This window comes from Saccharopolyspora mangrovi (assembly GCF_035320975.1).
In the GTDB taxonomy this organism is placed as follows: Bacteria; Actinomycetota; Actinomycetes; order Mycobacteriales; family Pseudonocardiaceae; genus Saccharopolyspora; species Saccharopolyspora mangrovi.
This window is the reverse complement of sequence record NZ_JAWLNX010000033.1, coordinates 13,934-27,921: the sequence shown is the minus strand read 5'-3', so window position 1 is coordinate 27,921 and position 13,988 is coordinate 13,934. Positions and strand designations below refer to the sequence as shown.

At 71.6% G+C, this 13,988-nt stretch carries 15 protein-coding genes; 1 reads left to right on the top strand and 14 read right to left on the bottom strand.

The window, feature by feature from the left end:
* The 7 genes from R4I43_RS30955 to R4I43_RS30925 form a co-directional block, all read right to left on the bottom strand.
* The gene (locus tag R4I43_RS30955; RefSeq protein ID WP_324269251.1) at window positions 1–918 is read right to left on the bottom strand and encodes a lysylphosphatidylglycerol synthase transmembrane domain-containing protein; all 918 of its coding nucleotides are present in this window, start codon (window positions 916–918) and stop codon (window positions 1–3) included.
* The gene (locus R4I43_RS30950; protein WP_324269250.1) at window positions 915–1,691 is read right to left on the bottom strand and encodes an SAM-dependent methyltransferase; all 777 of its coding nucleotides are present in this window, start codon (window positions 1,689–1,691) and stop codon (window positions 915–917) included. Before R4I43_RS30950 ends, R4I43_RS30955 begins: the two co-directional genes overlap by 4 nt.
* The gene (locus R4I43_RS30945; RefSeq protein ID WP_324269249.1) at window positions 1,688–2,677 is read right to left on the bottom strand and encodes a glycosyltransferase family 4 protein; all 990 of its coding nucleotides are present in this window, start codon (window positions 2,675–2,677) and stop codon (window positions 1,688–1,690) included. The genes R4I43_RS30950 and R4I43_RS30945 overlap by 4 nt, the downstream gene beginning before the upstream one ends.
* The gene (locus R4I43_RS30940; protein WP_324269248.1) at window positions 2,674–3,072 is read right to left on the bottom strand and encodes a 6-pyruvoyl trahydropterin synthase family protein; all 399 of its coding nucleotides are present in this window, start codon (window positions 3,070–3,072) and stop codon (window positions 2,674–2,676) included. Before R4I43_RS30940 ends, R4I43_RS30945 begins: the two co-directional genes overlap by 4 nt.
* A 17-nt stretch (window positions 3,073–3,089) precedes the next feature.
* Window positions 3,090–4,526, bottom strand: coding sequence for an MFS transporter (locus R4I43_RS30935; protein ID WP_324269247.1), 1,437 nt, complete (start codon window positions 4,524–4,526; stop codon window positions 3,090–3,092).
* Between the two features lie 122 nt (window positions 4,527–4,648).
* Window positions 4,649–4,846: a DUF397 domain-containing protein gene (locus R4I43_RS30930; RefSeq protein WP_324269246.1), complete on the bottom strand. Its 198-nt coding sequence runs from the start codon at window positions 4,844–4,846 to the stop codon at window positions 4,649–4,651.
* 15 nt (window positions 4,847–4,861) lie between these two features.
* Complete coding sequence (locus R4I43_RS30925; RefSeq protein WP_324269245.1) at window positions 4,862–5,722, bottom strand: helix-turn-helix domain-containing protein; 861 nt, start codon at window positions 5,720–5,722, stop codon at window positions 4,862–4,864.
* A gap of 147 nt (window positions 5,723–5,869) precedes the next feature.
* Here R4I43_RS30925 and R4I43_RS30920 point away from each other — a divergent pair, with 147 nt between their 5' ends.
* Window positions 5,870–6,100, top strand: a complete 231-nt coding sequence (locus R4I43_RS30920) for a hypothetical protein (RefSeq protein ID WP_324269244.1) — start codon at window positions 5,870–5,872, stop codon at window positions 6,098–6,100.
* Between the two features lie 127 nt (window positions 6,101–6,227).
* Here R4I43_RS30920 and R4I43_RS30915 read toward each other — a convergent pair whose 3' ends face one another.
* The 7 genes from R4I43_RS30915 to cysC are packed head-to-tail and all read right to left on the bottom strand — an operon-like array spanning window position 6,228 to window position 13,735.
* Complete coding sequence (locus R4I43_RS30915; protein WP_324269243.1) at window positions 6,228–7,724, bottom strand: arylsulfotransferase family protein; 1,497 nt, start codon at window positions 7,722–7,724, stop codon at window positions 6,228–6,230.
* Between the two features lie 28 nt (window positions 7,725–7,752).
* Window positions 7,753–8,409, bottom strand: a complete 657-nt coding sequence (locus R4I43_RS30910) for a sulfotransferase family protein (protein ID WP_324269242.1) — start codon at window positions 8,407–8,409, stop codon at window positions 7,753–7,755.
* A 32-nt stretch (window positions 8,410–8,441) separates the two neighbouring features.
* Window positions 8,442–9,713 (bottom strand): sulfate adenylyltransferase subunit 1, encoded by a 1,272-nt coding sequence (locus R4I43_RS30905; RefSeq protein ID WP_324269241.1) that lies wholly within the window; start codon window positions 9,711–9,713, stop codon window positions 8,442–8,444.
* Window positions 9,713–10,615, bottom strand: a complete 903-nt coding sequence (gene cysD, locus R4I43_RS30900; protein WP_324269240.1) for a sulfate adenylyltransferase subunit CysD — start codon at window positions 10,613–10,615, stop codon at window positions 9,713–9,715. The genes R4I43_RS30905 and cysD overlap by 1 nt, the downstream gene beginning before the upstream one ends.
* A complete protein-coding gene (locus R4I43_RS30895) occupies window positions 10,615–11,370 on the bottom strand; it encodes a 3'(2'),5'-bisphosphate nucleotidase CysQ (protein WP_324269239.1) in 756 nt (251 codons plus the stop codon). The genes cysD and R4I43_RS30895 overlap by 1 nt, the downstream gene beginning before the upstream one ends.
* Window positions 11,367–12,248 carry a sulfite exporter TauE/SafE family protein gene (locus tag R4I43_RS30890; protein WP_324269238.1) on the bottom strand — a complete coding sequence of 294 codons (882 nt, stop codon included), beginning with the start codon at window positions 12,246–12,248 and terminating at the stop codon, window positions 11,367–11,369. Before R4I43_RS30890 ends, R4I43_RS30895 begins: the two co-directional genes overlap by 4 nt.
* Window positions 12,233–13,735 carry an adenylyl-sulfate kinase gene (gene cysC / locus R4I43_RS30885; protein ID WP_324269237.1) on the bottom strand — a complete coding sequence of 501 codons (1,503 nt, stop codon included), beginning with the start codon at window positions 13,733–13,735 and terminating at the stop codon, window positions 12,233–12,235. Before cysC ends, R4I43_RS30890 begins: the two co-directional genes overlap by 16 nt.
* Window positions 13,736–13,988: the final 253 nt, after the last annotated feature.

Genomic DNA, 13,988 nt, shown 5'->3' with positions numbered 1-13,988 from the left:
TCAGCCCGCGAGGACCCGCTCGCGCCGTTCCACCGCTCGGCTGCGCCGCGCGGAACGCCCGACCAGCGCGAACACCCCCGGAAGCGCGGCGATGAGCGTCAGCGCTCCGTAGGCGACCGAGGTCGCCAGGCCCTGCGCGGGATCGAGCCCGGTGGCGGCGAAGGCGATGGCCAGGAACGCCTCCCTCGGCCCGAAGCCGCCGATGTTGAGCGGCAGCGCCATCACCAGCAGTGCCAGCACCAGCAGCGGCAGCAGCGCGGCGATCGGTGCGGTCACGCCGGAAACCCGCGCGGCGACCAGGAACAGAGCCAGGTGCCCGGCGACGGTCGCCACCGAGGACACCGCGACCGGGGTCAGGGCCCGCCGGGTGAGCACGCCGCGCCGCGCGTCCCGCCAGAACGTCGCCGCCGCCCGGCGCACCGCCGGAACGAGCAGGCACGCCCCGCCGACCAGGGCCGCCACGAGCAGTCCGGGGCCGAGCTGGAACGGCAGGACCGGCCCGGTGACCAGCACGATTCCCGCGACGGCGAGCAGCGCGATCTGCCCGGCGAAGCGTTCGAGCACGACCGCGCGGACACCGCCGCCGAGGTCGCCGGAGCGGTGCCCGTGGCTGACGGCCCGGTGCACGTCACCGAGCACCCCGGCGGGCAGCACGGCGTTGAGCAGCAGCGCGCGGTAGTAGTCGGCCAGCGCCGTCCGCAGCGGCAGCCGCAGGCCGAGCCCTCGCGCGACGACGCTCCACCGCCAGGCGCTGCACGCGGTCGTGGCCAGTCCGATGCCGAGCGCGGTCAGGATCGTCCAGGGCCCGATGGCGCGCAGTCCCTCCAGGAACGCGTTCGCGCCCAGCCGCCACGCCAGGACGGCGAGGATCCCCACGGCCGCGAGCGCGCGCAGCCAGGGCCACGCGTGCCGGATCACGCCCGCTCCCCCGGTAGCGCCAGGAGGTCGGCGTGGTGGACGACGACTCGCAGGTCACCGGCCCGCTGCAGGTACCCGGGCGCCGACGCGGCCAGGTCCGGGTCCTGTTCGCAGGCCGCGCCGAGCCAGCCGCGCAGCCACTCCTCGGTCAGCCGGCCGGGCCCGAGCCGCCAGGGGCTGGGCCGGGTGATCACCCGCGCGCCCCGGTCCTGGAAGGCCGCGACGGCGTGCCCGAGGGCGTCGGGTCCGAGCAGGTGGCGGCGTTGGTGCTGGTTGAAGGCCGCTTCGAACCGGTCGTCCAGCGGTCCCGGCGGGTCGAGCTCGACGTGCCCGGTGACGGTGAGCGTCAGCAGTGCGGGGCAGCCGGCGTCGACGCACGCGGTCGCGAGCGCGTCGGCTTCGCTCGCGGTGAGCACGTCGAGCAGCGCGGAGGCGGTGACCAGCGAGGTCCCCGCCAGGTCGTCGCCGCGCAGGTCGGCGATCTCACCTTCCCGGGTTTCAACACTGCCGAGCGCGGTCGCTGCGGCGAGCGCGAGCAGCTGCGGGTCGCGGTCGTGCAGGATCCAGTGCTGTGGCTGGTCGAGCCGCCCGGTCAGCCACCGGCGCATCGACCCGGTGCCGCAGCCCAGGTCGCGGATCACCAGCCGGGGGCGGAACGGGCTTCGACGTGCCAACGCCGCGCGCAGCGGTCCCAGCAGGTCGGCCGCGCGGGCTTCGGCATCGGCGTGCTCGCGGAGCGCCAGCCACTCCGGGGCGAATCCGGCGGCGGTCATACCTCCAGGCTAGCCAGCGCGGCGGCCAGCTGCCGCGCCGTCGATTCCCAGGTCGGCAGGTGCGCGCGGCGGCGCAGCGCGGCCGAGCGCATCCGGTCCCGGAACGCGGCGTCTTCGGCCCAGCGCCGCAGCGCGCGGGTGAGGGATTCGAGGTCGCCGGCCGGCACGAGCAGGCCACCGTCGCCGAGCGCGTCCGGCACCGCGCTGGCGATCACCGGGATCCCGCGCGCCAGCGCCTCGGTGACGGCCATGCCGTAGGTCTCGGCCCGGGAGGGCTGCACGAGCAGGTCGGCCGCCGCGTAGGCGTCGGCGAGTTCGGCGCCGGTCAGCGGCCCGCGCAGGCGGATCCGGTCGCCGAGCCGGTGCTCGCCCAGCCGTCGGGCCCAGTCGGGATCGCGCTCCGGCCCCACGAGATCGCAGGTCAGCGGCAGGTCGGCGAGCGCTTCGAGCAGCAGGTCGTGGCCTTTGCGGGGGGTCAGCGAGGCGACGCAGAGCAGGCGCGTCACCCCGTCGGTCCCGGGCGCGACCGGTGCCGGTTCGGTCCCGGGCAGCGCGGTGCGCACGTGGTCGTGGTCGAGCTCGTCGGCCGTGCTCGGGCTCGTGGTGATCACGAGGCGCGCCGCGCGCAGGGCCCGCTTCTCGGCCGCGTCGAGTCGCGCGGCGGTTTCTGGGCTCAGTCCGGTCTCGGCGGCCAGTGGCAGGTGCACGAGGATCGCGGTCCGCAGCCGGTGCGTGTGGGCTTCGACGATGTCCGGGACTCCGCAGGCCACGAGCCCGTCGAGCAGAACCACCTCGTGATCGGGGATCGCGGCGAGCAGGCCCGCCAACCGGCCGCGCGCGTCTTCGCCCGGCTGCGGCCAGGTTCCCGCGATGGCGCTGTCGCGCACGTCGAGTCCCAGCGCGGCCAGCCCTGCGATGGCGCGGCGGTCGTAGACGTTGCCGCCGCTGGGCTGGTCGTCGTCGGGAAGGACGAAGTGAACCCTCACAGCGCCCGTTCGTACCCGGCCCACGCCACGTGCGATTCGTGCAGCGAGACCTGCACTCCCGCGAGCCCGCGCGCGGATTCACCGAGCGCACCGGCGTGCACCCGGTCGGCGAGGCGGTCGGCGATGACCTTGGCCAGGAACTCCGTCGAGGTGTTCACCCCGGCGAATTCGGGTTCCTCGTCGAGGTTGCGGTAGTTGAGGTCGGCCAGGACCTCGCCGAGCTGCTCGGTGGCGCGTCCGATGTCGACGACGATGTTGTCGGCGTCGAGCGATTCCCGCTTGAACGTCGCGTCCACCACGAACGTCGCACCGTGCAGTCGTTGCGCGGGCCCGAAGACCTCGCCCCGGAAGCTGTGGGCGACCATCACGTGGTCCCGGACGGTAACGGTGAACACCGACGACCTCCGTTCCTTCAGCGGGCCCGCCACGGGCCGCCGCGCGCCAACGACAGCACCAGCCCGGCGAACGCGGCGAGGCCCATCGCGAGCGCTGCGACCGCGAAGCCGAACCGCACGGCGGGATCGTCGGCGTTGGCAGCGTAGGACGCAACACCGGAGGAGCCCAGCCAGCTGGTGAGGATCAGCAGCGCCACGGCGGTCCCGGCGGCTTGCGCGCTGTTGAACAGCATCGAGCGGATCCCGTTGGCCACCGCCCGCCGATCGCTGCTGACCCCGGCCATGATCGAGCCCGTGTTCGGTGCGGTGAACAGCCCGGTTCCCGCGCCGATGAGCCCCAGGCACACCGCCATGACCAGCAGCGGTGCGTCCGGCAGCGCCAGTTGAGCGGCGAGTCCGACGATGCCGACGACCACCAGCAGCGCACCGAGGCTGGACAGGGTCCGCGCGGACCAGCGCAGCGACAACCTGCCGCTCAGCGGCGCGCACAGCATCATCAGCAGCGCCAGCGGCATCACGATGAAGCCGGCTTCCAGCGCCGTGCGGTGTTCGACCATCTGCTGGTGCAGCCCCACCAGCACCACGACCCCCGCACGGCAGAACGAGTTGAAGAACGCGGCCCCGTAGGCCTGGCCGCGCCCGGGTCGGCGCACCAGCTGCAGGTCCAGCAGCGGCGCCGAAATCCGCCGCTCCACCAGCACGAACGTCACCAGCAGCGCCACCCCGAGCAGGATCGCCGCGGCCACCCGCGGGTCGGTCGCGCCCCACGGGCCGATGCGGTTGATCCCGAACAGCAGCGCCGACAACCCCGCGCTGGACAGCACCGCGCCTGCGACGTCGAAGCGCTCCCGGGGCCCGCGAGCCCGCGGGATCTTCGGCAGCAACCGCGACCCCAGCACCACGGCCACGATTCCGATGGGCACGTTGACCAGGAACAACGCGTGCCAGTCGGCGAAGGTCACCAGCAGCCCGCCCAGCGCGGGCCCGATCATCTGCGCGATCGAGGCCGCGGTGATGTTCAGGCTCAACCCGTGCACGAGGCGATCCGGCGGGAAGACGTCGGTGAGGATCGCGGTCGTGTTCGTGACGGTCGTGGCCGCCGCGACCCCCTGCAGCACGCGGAGCACGATGAGCACGGAGGCGTTCGGCGCGAAGACGCACAGCAGGCTGATCACGGTGAAGCAGGCCAGCCCACCGAGGTAGATCGTCCGCCGCCCCAGCATGTCCGAGATCCGGCTGAACACCAGGATCGACGCGGTGTTGGCCAGCATGAACGCCACCAGGAACCAGTCCGCGGTAGCAGCGGGGACCTGGAAGGAACCCGACAGCGCGGGCAGCGCCAGGTTCAACGACGTGGCGTTGACCAGCACCAACATCAGCCCGAGCGTGGTCACCCCGAGCGCCCGACGACAACGGCGACGGACCTCCCGCTCGTCCTCCGCCGCCTCGCTCACGAACAACACTCCTTAGCCTCTAAAACACCCTAACCTCCCGGCCCCCTCCTTCCAGTTCGCGCGTGCTCCTGACCACACGCTTCGGGCCGGTCTCCGAGGGGAGACCGGCCCGGTGCGCGTGTTCAGCTGCGGGTTGTGAGGTGGGATAAGAAGGTGGTCCACGTCGTGGTGTCGAAGATCAGGGTTCCGCCGTGGCGGTCCTTGGTGTCGCGAACGCCGATGGCATCGTGGGTGATCGCGACTTCGACACACTCGTTCTGGGTTGCGCTGTAGCTGCTCTTGCGCCACGTCGCGTCCGTCAGGACACGTCGTTCGATCATGGTGCGACCTCGCGTCTACTCCGAGTACTGGTTGCGCACCGATCGTAGGACTTTCAGAGATTCCTTCGGAGAAAGCGACGCTGCTTGCAGCTGATCCCACAGGCGCGCGTACGCCGACACCGCGTCCTTGGCGTCCAGGTAGCGGGCGTCGTCGAGGCATTCGACGTAGACGAACTCCAGCGGGGCCGCGATTCCGTTCGACGGGATGCGAAGCATGGTGAAGTCGTAGGAGGTGCCACCGGGTGGGGCCTCCACGTCGAAGGGCAAGACCTGCAGATTCACGTTCTGGCGCAACGCCATCTCCGCCAGGTGTTCCAGCTGCTCACGCATGACCTCAGCGGTACCGATCTTGCGCCGCAGACAGGACTCCGACAGCACGAACGACACGTTCGGCGGCCCGTCCCGGGTCAGAATCGCCTGTCGCTCCTGGCGTGCGGCGACGTTGCCGTCGATGTCTTCGCTCTCCCGGCGGGCAGAAGCCTTGTCCATAGCCCGGATGTAGCCCTCGGTTTGCAAGATCCCAGGAACGATCTCTCCCTGGACCTGCCGGATCTCCTCCGCGTCGCTCTCCAGGTCGACGTACATCCGGAACCACTCCGGGAAGACCGCGCGGTAGTCGCCCCAACGTCCCCGGCTGCTGCGGGTTCTGGCGAGCTCGAACATCCACTGCATCTCGTCGGGATCGACTTCGTAGAACTCCAGCAGGAGCTTCAGGTCGCCTTTGGAGATGCCTCCCTGGCCCAGCTCCAAGCGGCTGATCTTGCCGATCCCGCAGTCCAGGGCCTCGGCCGCCTCGGCTTGTTCCCGGCCGGCCTTGAGGCGCACGTGGCGCAGTTCGTTGCCGAGTTGCAGCCGCCGCACGGTGGGTGTGGCCATCCATCGCCTCCGAAGTCGATCTCCGTCACCCACCAGTGTTCCGGATCAACGCCCGCAAGAACATCACCCGAATCGGCAATTACGAAATCTGCGATCGCAGATTTAGGTTGATCGGCATCCTCGAACCGGAAAGAGCGGAGAGCACCGATGCACCTCGAACCTGCGCGGCACTACTGGCTGCCGACCCCGAACCCGGAGTCCGGCGTCTTCGCGCGACATGCCTTCCGGGGCCGCCGCTGGGAGAGCCAGCCGTCCGACACCACCGTCTGCGGCATCGACGTGGCGATGGCGGCTCCCACAGACCTCGACTGGATCACCGCGCCCACCTGCGCGGACTGCAACCAGACGCTCATATCCGAGTTCAAGGACCAGCCCTGAAGCCGGGTTTCGACATCAGGTCGGGCCGGAGGCCTTCCGGTCGTGGTTCGGGGAGACCCGTCGCGGGAGGTGAACGCCCGCGAGCGGTATCCGCGGGCGGGCTCCGGCGATGGAGCCCGCCCGCGCATCAGGCGACCTGGACCGCCGCCGACCTGCCGAGCGCCGCTCCGCCCGCGTCGAGGGCTTCCACGGCGACGAAGGCGTGAGCGCCTTGGACGTCGACCTTCGTCTCGAAGCCCGACTTGGGGGCGTCGAGCACCGGCGCGAGGTTCTGCTCGTCGGGGCCTGCGAGCACGCGCCAGGCGGTGACCTCCGTGGCCCCGTTCCAGCTGGCGTAGACGCTGGTCACGCCGTCGCCGGGCTTGCCGGCCACCGCGGGGGAATCGGTGGGCTTGCCGACCCACTGGGCCCGGTAGGCGCGGTAGGAGGCCATCGTCTCGGCGAAGCGGCCGTGGAACAGCACCTCGTTGTTCGGGCCGAACTCGGTGAAGTACGGCTTGCCGCCCCAGCCGACGAACATGTGACCGTTGGGCAGCATCTGGGCGTTGCCCTGGTTGGGGGCGAGCAGCCCTTCCGGGCTTTCAGCGCTGCGCAGCAGCGTTGCCGTCTTGGCCGCCTCGTCGACGTTGAGGGTCATGCCGCGCGACTTGCCGCGACCGCCCACGTCGGCGTTGTCGAACAGCGTGATCGTGCCGTCGCCCTGGCGGCGGACGTCGTGCTGCCAGGCGAACGCCGCGTCGTCGCCCATCGCGAAGTCGCTCCTGTTCCCGCACAGCCGCCACTTCACGTCACCGGTCCTGCGGTCGATGCGGTAGATGGCGTGCGTGCAGCGGGCCGAGATCAGCAGCGCGTCGCCGTCCTCGCAGATCGCGTTGAGGTGGATGTAGTCGTGGAACGCCTCGGGATCGGTGGGAACCGGGTAGAACGACTCCTCCAAGCCGATGTGCTCGAGGCTGTTCCACTCTAAGACCAGCTCGCCCGAGGCGATGTCGATCTCCTGCACCACGCCTTCGAGGACCTTCGAATTCAGCTGCCCGCCAACGGGTGTGGTGTCCACCCGCACCTCGCGGTAGGCGAGGAGCAGCGCCGTGCCCTGCGGGGTGATGACGAACTCGTGCAGGTCACCGGTCAGGCCGTTGACCGGGGCGACCTCGGCGATCCGGGTGTAGGTCTCGTCGACGATCACGAACGTGCCGTGCCCGAAACCGGGCGGCACCACGACCTTCCCCTCCCAGAAGGTCAGCACCGGCTTGCCCTGGTGCCGCTGCACCTTCAGGTCGAAGTTCACGCCGTTGGACGCCGGGCCGAACCAGACGGCCTGGCCGGTGTTGTCCATGAGCATCGCGCCCGGCTGGATCGGGCCGCGCGGAGCCGGTGCGTTGACGTCCATCGTGCTGGCGCCGGTCGGCGTGAGCAGCACGTGCCCCGGCTCGGTGCCCGCGGCCGGGGTCATGATCTCCACCAGCGGCGGGTGCAGGTCCGGTCGGCTGACCAGGTCGGCACCTAGCGCGCCGGCGGCGGGACGAGGTGCGGCCTGGGCCGTGCCCGATAACGCCGCGGGAACCAGGGGCGCTGCGGCGAGCATCCGCAGCACCGATCTGCGGCCTAACTTGTTGGCGGACATGGGGTCTCCTCGACAGTGCTCGGCGGGATCAGGCTTGGAACGGCGAGGTGAACTTGCCCTCGCGCTGCGTCTTCTCCACGAGATCGCGGATCGAGCCGGAGTCGTTGACGTGCGGGAACGCTTCCTCGGGCACCGGGACGTCGAGGAACTCGCACAGCCGGTCCCAGCCCTCGCCGACCTGGTAGACCAGCAGCCGGTCGGCCGGAACGGCCTCCTGAACAGCGGCGTTGTGCGCCTCGAAGACCTTGATGGCGTGCTCGCGGTCCTCGAAGCGGCCGTCGAAGGTGCCGTTCCAGATCATCCGCTCCACGGTCGGCCGCATCGTGTTGCTGAAGTCGTCGTCGCCCGGGGGCTCCTGCACGAACTGGTAGATCGTGTTGAACACGCTGTCGTACCAGCGCTCCGGGTCGCGGACGGTGAGCAGCACCTTCGCGTCCGGGTAGAAGTCCATGAGCTCGCGCCAGAACGTGCAGCCCGGCCAGTCCACCGTGGACTCGAACCCGCCGAGCACGGTCTCCCAGTCGTCGACCTTCCCGTCCAGCGCCCGGTCCCAGTCCTCGGCGCGCTCGGGCTGCGCGATGACCTCGAACATGTGGTAGCACGGAGCGAAGCCGAGGTGCTCCAGCGCCGCCTTCATCGACGCGGTGCCGGTCCGGCCGAACCCGGCCCCGATGATCTTGACCATTGTCTGCTCCTTCGTCGTGCCGTTGAGGGTCTTCAGCGCGCGTCGGTGATCAGGACCGCGCCGACGGTCGCATGGCTGGCGTCGTCGATGAGCACCGCTCCCCCGGTGAACCGGTTGTGCTCGTAGGGGTCGCAGAACACCGGTTGCGCGAGCCGCAGGGTGATCTCGCCGATGTCGTTGAGCTGCAACGAATCCGCCGCCCCGCGTTCCAGCGTGGTGACGTCGAGGCGTTCGCGGACCTCGGTGACGATCGCCTTGACCACGCGGGTGGTGTGCTTGAGCAGCAGCCGGGTTCCCGGTGTGAGCGGGGTTCTCGGCGACATCCAGCACACCGAGGCGGTGAGCTCCTCGGCCGCGACCAGGGGTTGCTCGACCGAGCAGAGCACGTCGCCGCGCCCGACGTCGATGTCCTCGGCCAGCCGCAGCGCCACAGACTGCGGCGCCTGCCCGCGTTCCAGCTCCCCGTCGGCGGTGTCGACCGCCACCACCCGGCTGCGCATCCCGGAGGGCAGGTGCAGCACCTCCTCGCCAGGGGCGACGGAACCACCGACGATCTGGCCCGCGTAGCCGCGGTAGTCCTGGTCCTGGGCGCGCAGGGCGTACTGCACCGGAAGCCGGAAGCGTCCGGTCTCCTCGGCGACCTCGACGTTCTCCAGGTGCTCCAGCAGCGACGGCCCGTCGTACCAGGGCATCGCCGCCGAGCGGTCCACGACGTTGTCGCCGCGCAGCGCCGAGATCGGGAGGGCGGTGACCTCGCGCAGGTCCAGCTGCTTGGTGAACGCGGCGAATTCCCCGGTGATGGAGCGGAAGACCGTCTCGTCGAAGTCGACCAGGTCCATCTTGTTGACCGCCAGCACCAGCTGCGGCACCCGCAGCAGCCCGGCCAGCACGGCGTGCCTGCGGCTCTGCTCGGTGAGCCCGTTGCGGGCGTCGACCAGCACGATCGCCAGGTCCGCGGTGGAGGCACCGGTGACCATGTTGCGGGTGTACTGGGCGTGCCCCGGGGTGTCGGCGATGATGAACGCGCGCCGCGCGGTCTCGAAGTAGCGGTGCGCCACGTCGATGGTGATGCCCTGCTCGCGCTCGGCGCGCAGCCCGTCGGTGAGCATCGCCAGGTCCAGCTGCTGCTCGTCGCCGCGCTCCCTGCTGGCGACCTCCAGCTGTTCGAGCTGGTCGGCCAGCAGCGATTTCGAGTCGTGCAGCAGCCGCCCGATCAGGGTGGACTTGCCGTCGTCGACGGCTCCGGCGGTGGCGAAGCGCAGCAGGTCGTCGGCCGGGGCGAAGACCGGCTCGGTGGTGGTCATCAGAAGTATCCCTCCCGCTTGCGGTCCTCCATCGCCGCCGCGCTGGTGCGGTCGTCGGCGCGGGTCTGGCCGCGCTCGGAGATCCTGGTCGCGGCGATCTCGGCGATCACCTCGGACACCGTCGCGGCCGTGGACTCGACGGCGCCGGTGCAGGTCATGTCGCCCACCGTGCGGAACCGGACGGACCGCTCGACCAGCTGCTCCTCGGGATCGCGCGGCAGGAACGGGTTGTCGGCCAGCAGCATCCCGTCGCGCTCGAAGACCTTGCGGTTGTGCGCGAAGTACAGCGACGGCAGCTCGACGTCCTCGCGGTCGATGTAGGTCCACACGTCGCGCTCGGTCCAGTTCGACAGCGGGAAGGCCCGCACGTTCTCACCGGGGTGGATCAGGCCGTTGTAGAGGTTCCACAGCTCCGGGCGCTGGTTGCGCGGGTCCCACTGGCCGAAGCTGTCGCGGAAGGACAGCATGCGCTCCTTGGCGCGGGCGCGTTCCTCGTCGCGGCGGGCGCCGCCGAACAGCGCGTCGAAGCGGTGCTCGGCGATGGCCTCCAGCAGCGAGGCCGTCTGCAGCCGGTTCCGGCTGGTCAGGCCCTCGGGTTCGACGGTGCGCCCGGCGTCGATGGACTCCTGCACCGAGGCGACCACCAGCCGCACGCCGAGCTCGGCGGCGCGGCGGTCGCGGAAGTCCAGGACCTCCTCGAAGTTGTGGCCGGTGTCGACGTGCAGCACCGGGAACGGGATCGGCGCCGGGGCGAACGCCTTCTCGGCCAGCTTGAGCAGCACGGCGGAGTCCTTGCCGCCGGAGAACAGCAGCGCCGGTCGGTCGCGTTCGGCGACCACCTCGCGGATCAGGTGCACCGCCTCGGATTCCAGTACGTCCAGACGAGAAAGTCCGGCGGGCATCAGCGACTCCCCTCGGGTCGGTCGGACAGGGCGGCCAGCAGGTCCACGGCCAGCTCGCGGCGGCAGACCAGCAGGTCGGGCAGCCACGGGTCGGGGCGGTCGTAGACCAGCTCGGAGCCGTCGAGGCGGCTGGTGTGCAGTCCGGCGGCGCCGGCGACGCCGACCGGGGCGGCGCTGTCCCACTCGTACTGCCCGCCGCCGTGCAGGTAGGCGTCGACCTCGCCGAGCACCACCGCGGTGATCTTGGCGCCCGCCGAGCCCATCGGGACGAGCTCGGCGCCGATCTCCTCGGCGAGGGCGGCGACGAACTCCGGCGGTCTGCTGCGGCTGACGGCGATGCGCGGCCGGGCGATGCCGTGCGTGGGCTGCTCGGGCGGCTCGCCGGTGTGCAGCACGACGCCCTGGGCGGGCAGGGCCACGGCGGAGGCGATGACCTCGTGGCGCTCGGCGAGGGCGACGTGCACCGCCCAGTCGCTGCGGCCGGGTTCGGTGAACTCGCGGGTCCCGTCGAGCGGATCGACGATCCAGACCCGTTCTCCCGCAACGCGTTCCGGACCCGACACGCCGTGCTCGGAGAGCACCGGGTCGGCCGGTCGCTGCTGCGCCAGGGCCTCGATCAGCAGCTGGTGGGCCGCGGCGTCACCGGCGTCGCCGAGCCGCTCGGGGTCCGAAGTGGACTCCGCCCGCAGCTCCACCAGGCGCTCCCCGGCCCGCCGCGCCAGCGCGGCCGCCAGCTCGTGGTCGTCGACCCTCACCCCACTACCTCCCTGCGATCACTCGCGGCGGCCGCCCGCCGCGACGACATCGCGCCGCGCAGCGGCGGGACCACCGCGCCGAGCAGCACGACCAGCAGCCCGGCCGAGACGCCGGGCAGGACGTCGGTTCCGAGCATCATCAGCCCGGTGGTCACCAGCATCCCGCCGAGCAGCACCCGGACCGGGCTGTCCGGAACTCGCGCCGAGATCAGCGATCCCACCAGCACGCCCGGGATCGAGCCGGCCAGCAGCGAACCGACCAGCCCGAGGTGGACGTCGCCGGCGAAGACGTGGCCGATCGCCGAGACCAGCACCAGCGGGACCGCCTGGACCAGGTCGGTGCCGACCAGCCGCGCCGAGCTCAGCCCCCGGTTGAGCAGCAGCAGTACCACGATGATGATCGACCCGGAACCCACCGAAGTCGTACCGACGACCAGCCCGGCGACGGCCCCGAGCAGCACGGTCGGCACCGGCCGAACCCGCGTTCCGTCCGATGTGGAGGGTCGGCGGGACAGCACAATGCGGGCGAACAGGGTGATCGCGGCCAGCAGCACCGCGCCGCCGACGACCACCTTGAGCGCCGACTGGGTCCCCTCGCCCAGGGACCCCGCCAGCAGCGATCCGGCCGCCGCGCACGGCAGCGAGCCCAGGCACAGCCAGCCCACGAGCTTCGGCTGCACGGTCCGGCGCCGCAGGTGCACCGCCGCGCCCAGCGGTTTCATCACCGCGGCGGCCACCAGGTCGGAGGACACCGCGGCCAGCGGCGGCACGCCGAAGACCAGGGTCAGCAGGGGCATCGTCAACGCCCCGCCGCCCATGCCGGTCACGCCCACCATCAGGCCGGTGAGCAGCCCGGTCGCCGCTACGCCGAGATCCACGACCGCACCCAGCCCCGCTCGCGCAGCAACGCCACGACGCGTTCCACCGCCTCGTCCTGCGACAGCTCGGAGGTGTCCAGGACGAGATCCGCGTCGTCGGGGAACTCGTAGGGAGCGGAGATGCCGGTGAACTCGGGAAGCGACCCGGTGCGCGCCCTGCGGTAGAGGCCCTTGCGGTCGCGCCGCTCGCACTCGCCCAGCGGCGTGGCCACGTGCACCAGGACGAACCCGCCCGCCTCGCGCACCATGCGGCGCACCGCGTCGCGGTCGGCGTGGTACGGGGCGATGGGCGCGCAGATCGCCGCGCCGCCGTGCCGGGTGATCTCGGCGGCGACGTAGCCGATGCGGCGCACGTTGCGACTGCGGTCCTCGGCGGAGAAGCCCAGCCCCTCGCACAGGGTCCGGCGGACCACGTCGCCGTCGAGCAGCGTCACCGCGCGGTGGTCGTGCCTGCTGAGCTCGTCGCGCAGCGCTCTGGCCAGCGTCGACTTGCCCGCTCCGGACAGGCCGGTGAACAGGACGGTGAACCCGCGCGCGGCCAGCGGCGGGTGCAGCCTGCGCTGCTGCTCGGCGATCGCCGGGGTGGTGAACCAGGTGGGCAGATCCTCGCCGCTGTCGAGGAGTTCGCGCAGCCGCTCGTCGCTGAGCCCGGGGCGGCTGTCGGCGGGGGCGACCTGCGCGGCCGGGCGCCAGCGGTCGGCCTGGTCGCGCACCACCTCCGGCGGTTCGAGCACCTGGATCGGTGCTCGTTCGAGCGCGGTCTCGGCGATCAGGTGGGTCGCGCCGTAGGCGGCGGCGACGTGCGCGGCCAGCAGCGCGTCGCGCTTCGGGTCGCTGCGGCGCACCAGCGGGACCGGCACGATCGTGGTGCTCTCGGGCAGTTCCGGGCCGGCGGCCAGCACCGACTGGACCAGCACTTCGGGACGCGGACCGGTCATCCGCGGCAGGAGGAGGACGTGCGCGTCCAGCTCGGCGGCGAGCTGGCGGATCTGGGCGAGTTCGCGGTGGTGCAGCGGCGACTCGGGCAGCACGCCCAGCACCGGGCCCGCCGGGAGCTGCGCCCGGACCTGCTCGGCCGGCGGGCGCATGCGCCGCAGCACGCCGGTGGGTTCGTCGACGGCTTCGACGGGACCCGCGACGTGCCAGCCGGTCGCGTCCGACCAGGCGGCGTCGTTGCGGACGACCGCGACCGGGGCGCCCTCGACGTCGTGCAGCTCGACCTCCGCGGCCGCCGCGATCTCCTGGGGAACGGTCAGCACGATCGGTTCCGGCCAGGGCACGTCCGCGGTGAGGCGCTGGCGGGTGCGCACCGACTCGACCTCGTCGGCGGTGAGGAAACCGCGCAGCGGCGGGAAAGCGCCGTCCAGCAGCAATTCCACATCGGACAGTTCGGCGGGTTCGGGGACCCAGGTCGCGCGACGCTGCGGGCCGGCGGGAACGTCGACGTTCCCGCCCGGACAACCGGCATCCGTTCCGTTCGCGCTCACAGGCACCTCGGTCCTCAGCTCGGGGATGAACCCGCCCATCCCGTGGGACTTCTGGATCCATACGGTGGACGACCGGTCCCGCCCGGAGAAACCCGGTGACGATTACTCGCCAGTTCTGGTTTTTCCCACGAGCAGAAGCGAATTCACGCCCCCGAGCAGGAGGCAAACAGACAAAGTTCCTTTACCGCGCGAACGCTCCGACCCCAGAACCCCACTTCGGGCCGCCGCCGAAGGACCCCTGCACCGACCTCGG

Excerpts from the sequence above, each read along its gene's own strand:
- R4I43_RS30950 (WP_324269250.1), bottom strand. The coding sequence starts at position 1,691 with ATGACCGCCGCCGGATTCGCCCCGGAGTGGCTGGCGCTCCGCGAGCAC.
- R4I43_RS30930 (WP_324269246.1), bottom strand. The coding sequence starts at position 4,846 with ATGATCGAACGACGTGTCCTGACGGACGCGACGTGGCGCAAGAGCAGC.
- R4I43_RS30925 (WP_324269245.1), bottom strand. The coding sequence starts at position 5,722 with ATGGCCACACCCACCGTGCGGCGGCTGCAACTCGGCAACGAACTGCGC.
- R4I43_RS30920 (WP_324269244.1), top strand. The coding sequence starts at position 5,870 with ATGCACCTCGAACCTGCGCGGCACTACTGGCTGCCGACCCCGAACCCG.
- R4I43_RS30915 (WP_324269243.1), bottom strand. The coding sequence starts at position 7,724 with ATGTCCGCCAACAAGTTAGGCCGCAGATCGGTGCTGCGGATGCTCGCC.
- R4I43_RS30910 (WP_324269242.1), bottom strand. The coding sequence starts at position 8,409 with ATGGTCAAGATCATCGGGGCCGGGTTCGGCCGGACCGGCACCGCGTCG.
- R4I43_RS30905 (WP_324269241.1), bottom strand. The coding sequence starts at position 9,713 with ATGACCACCACCGAGCCGGTCTTCGCCCCGGCCGACGACCTGCTGCGC.
- cysD (WP_324269240.1), bottom strand. The coding sequence starts at position 10,615 with ATGCCCGCCGGACTTTCTCGTCTGGACGTACTGGAATCCGAGGCGGTG.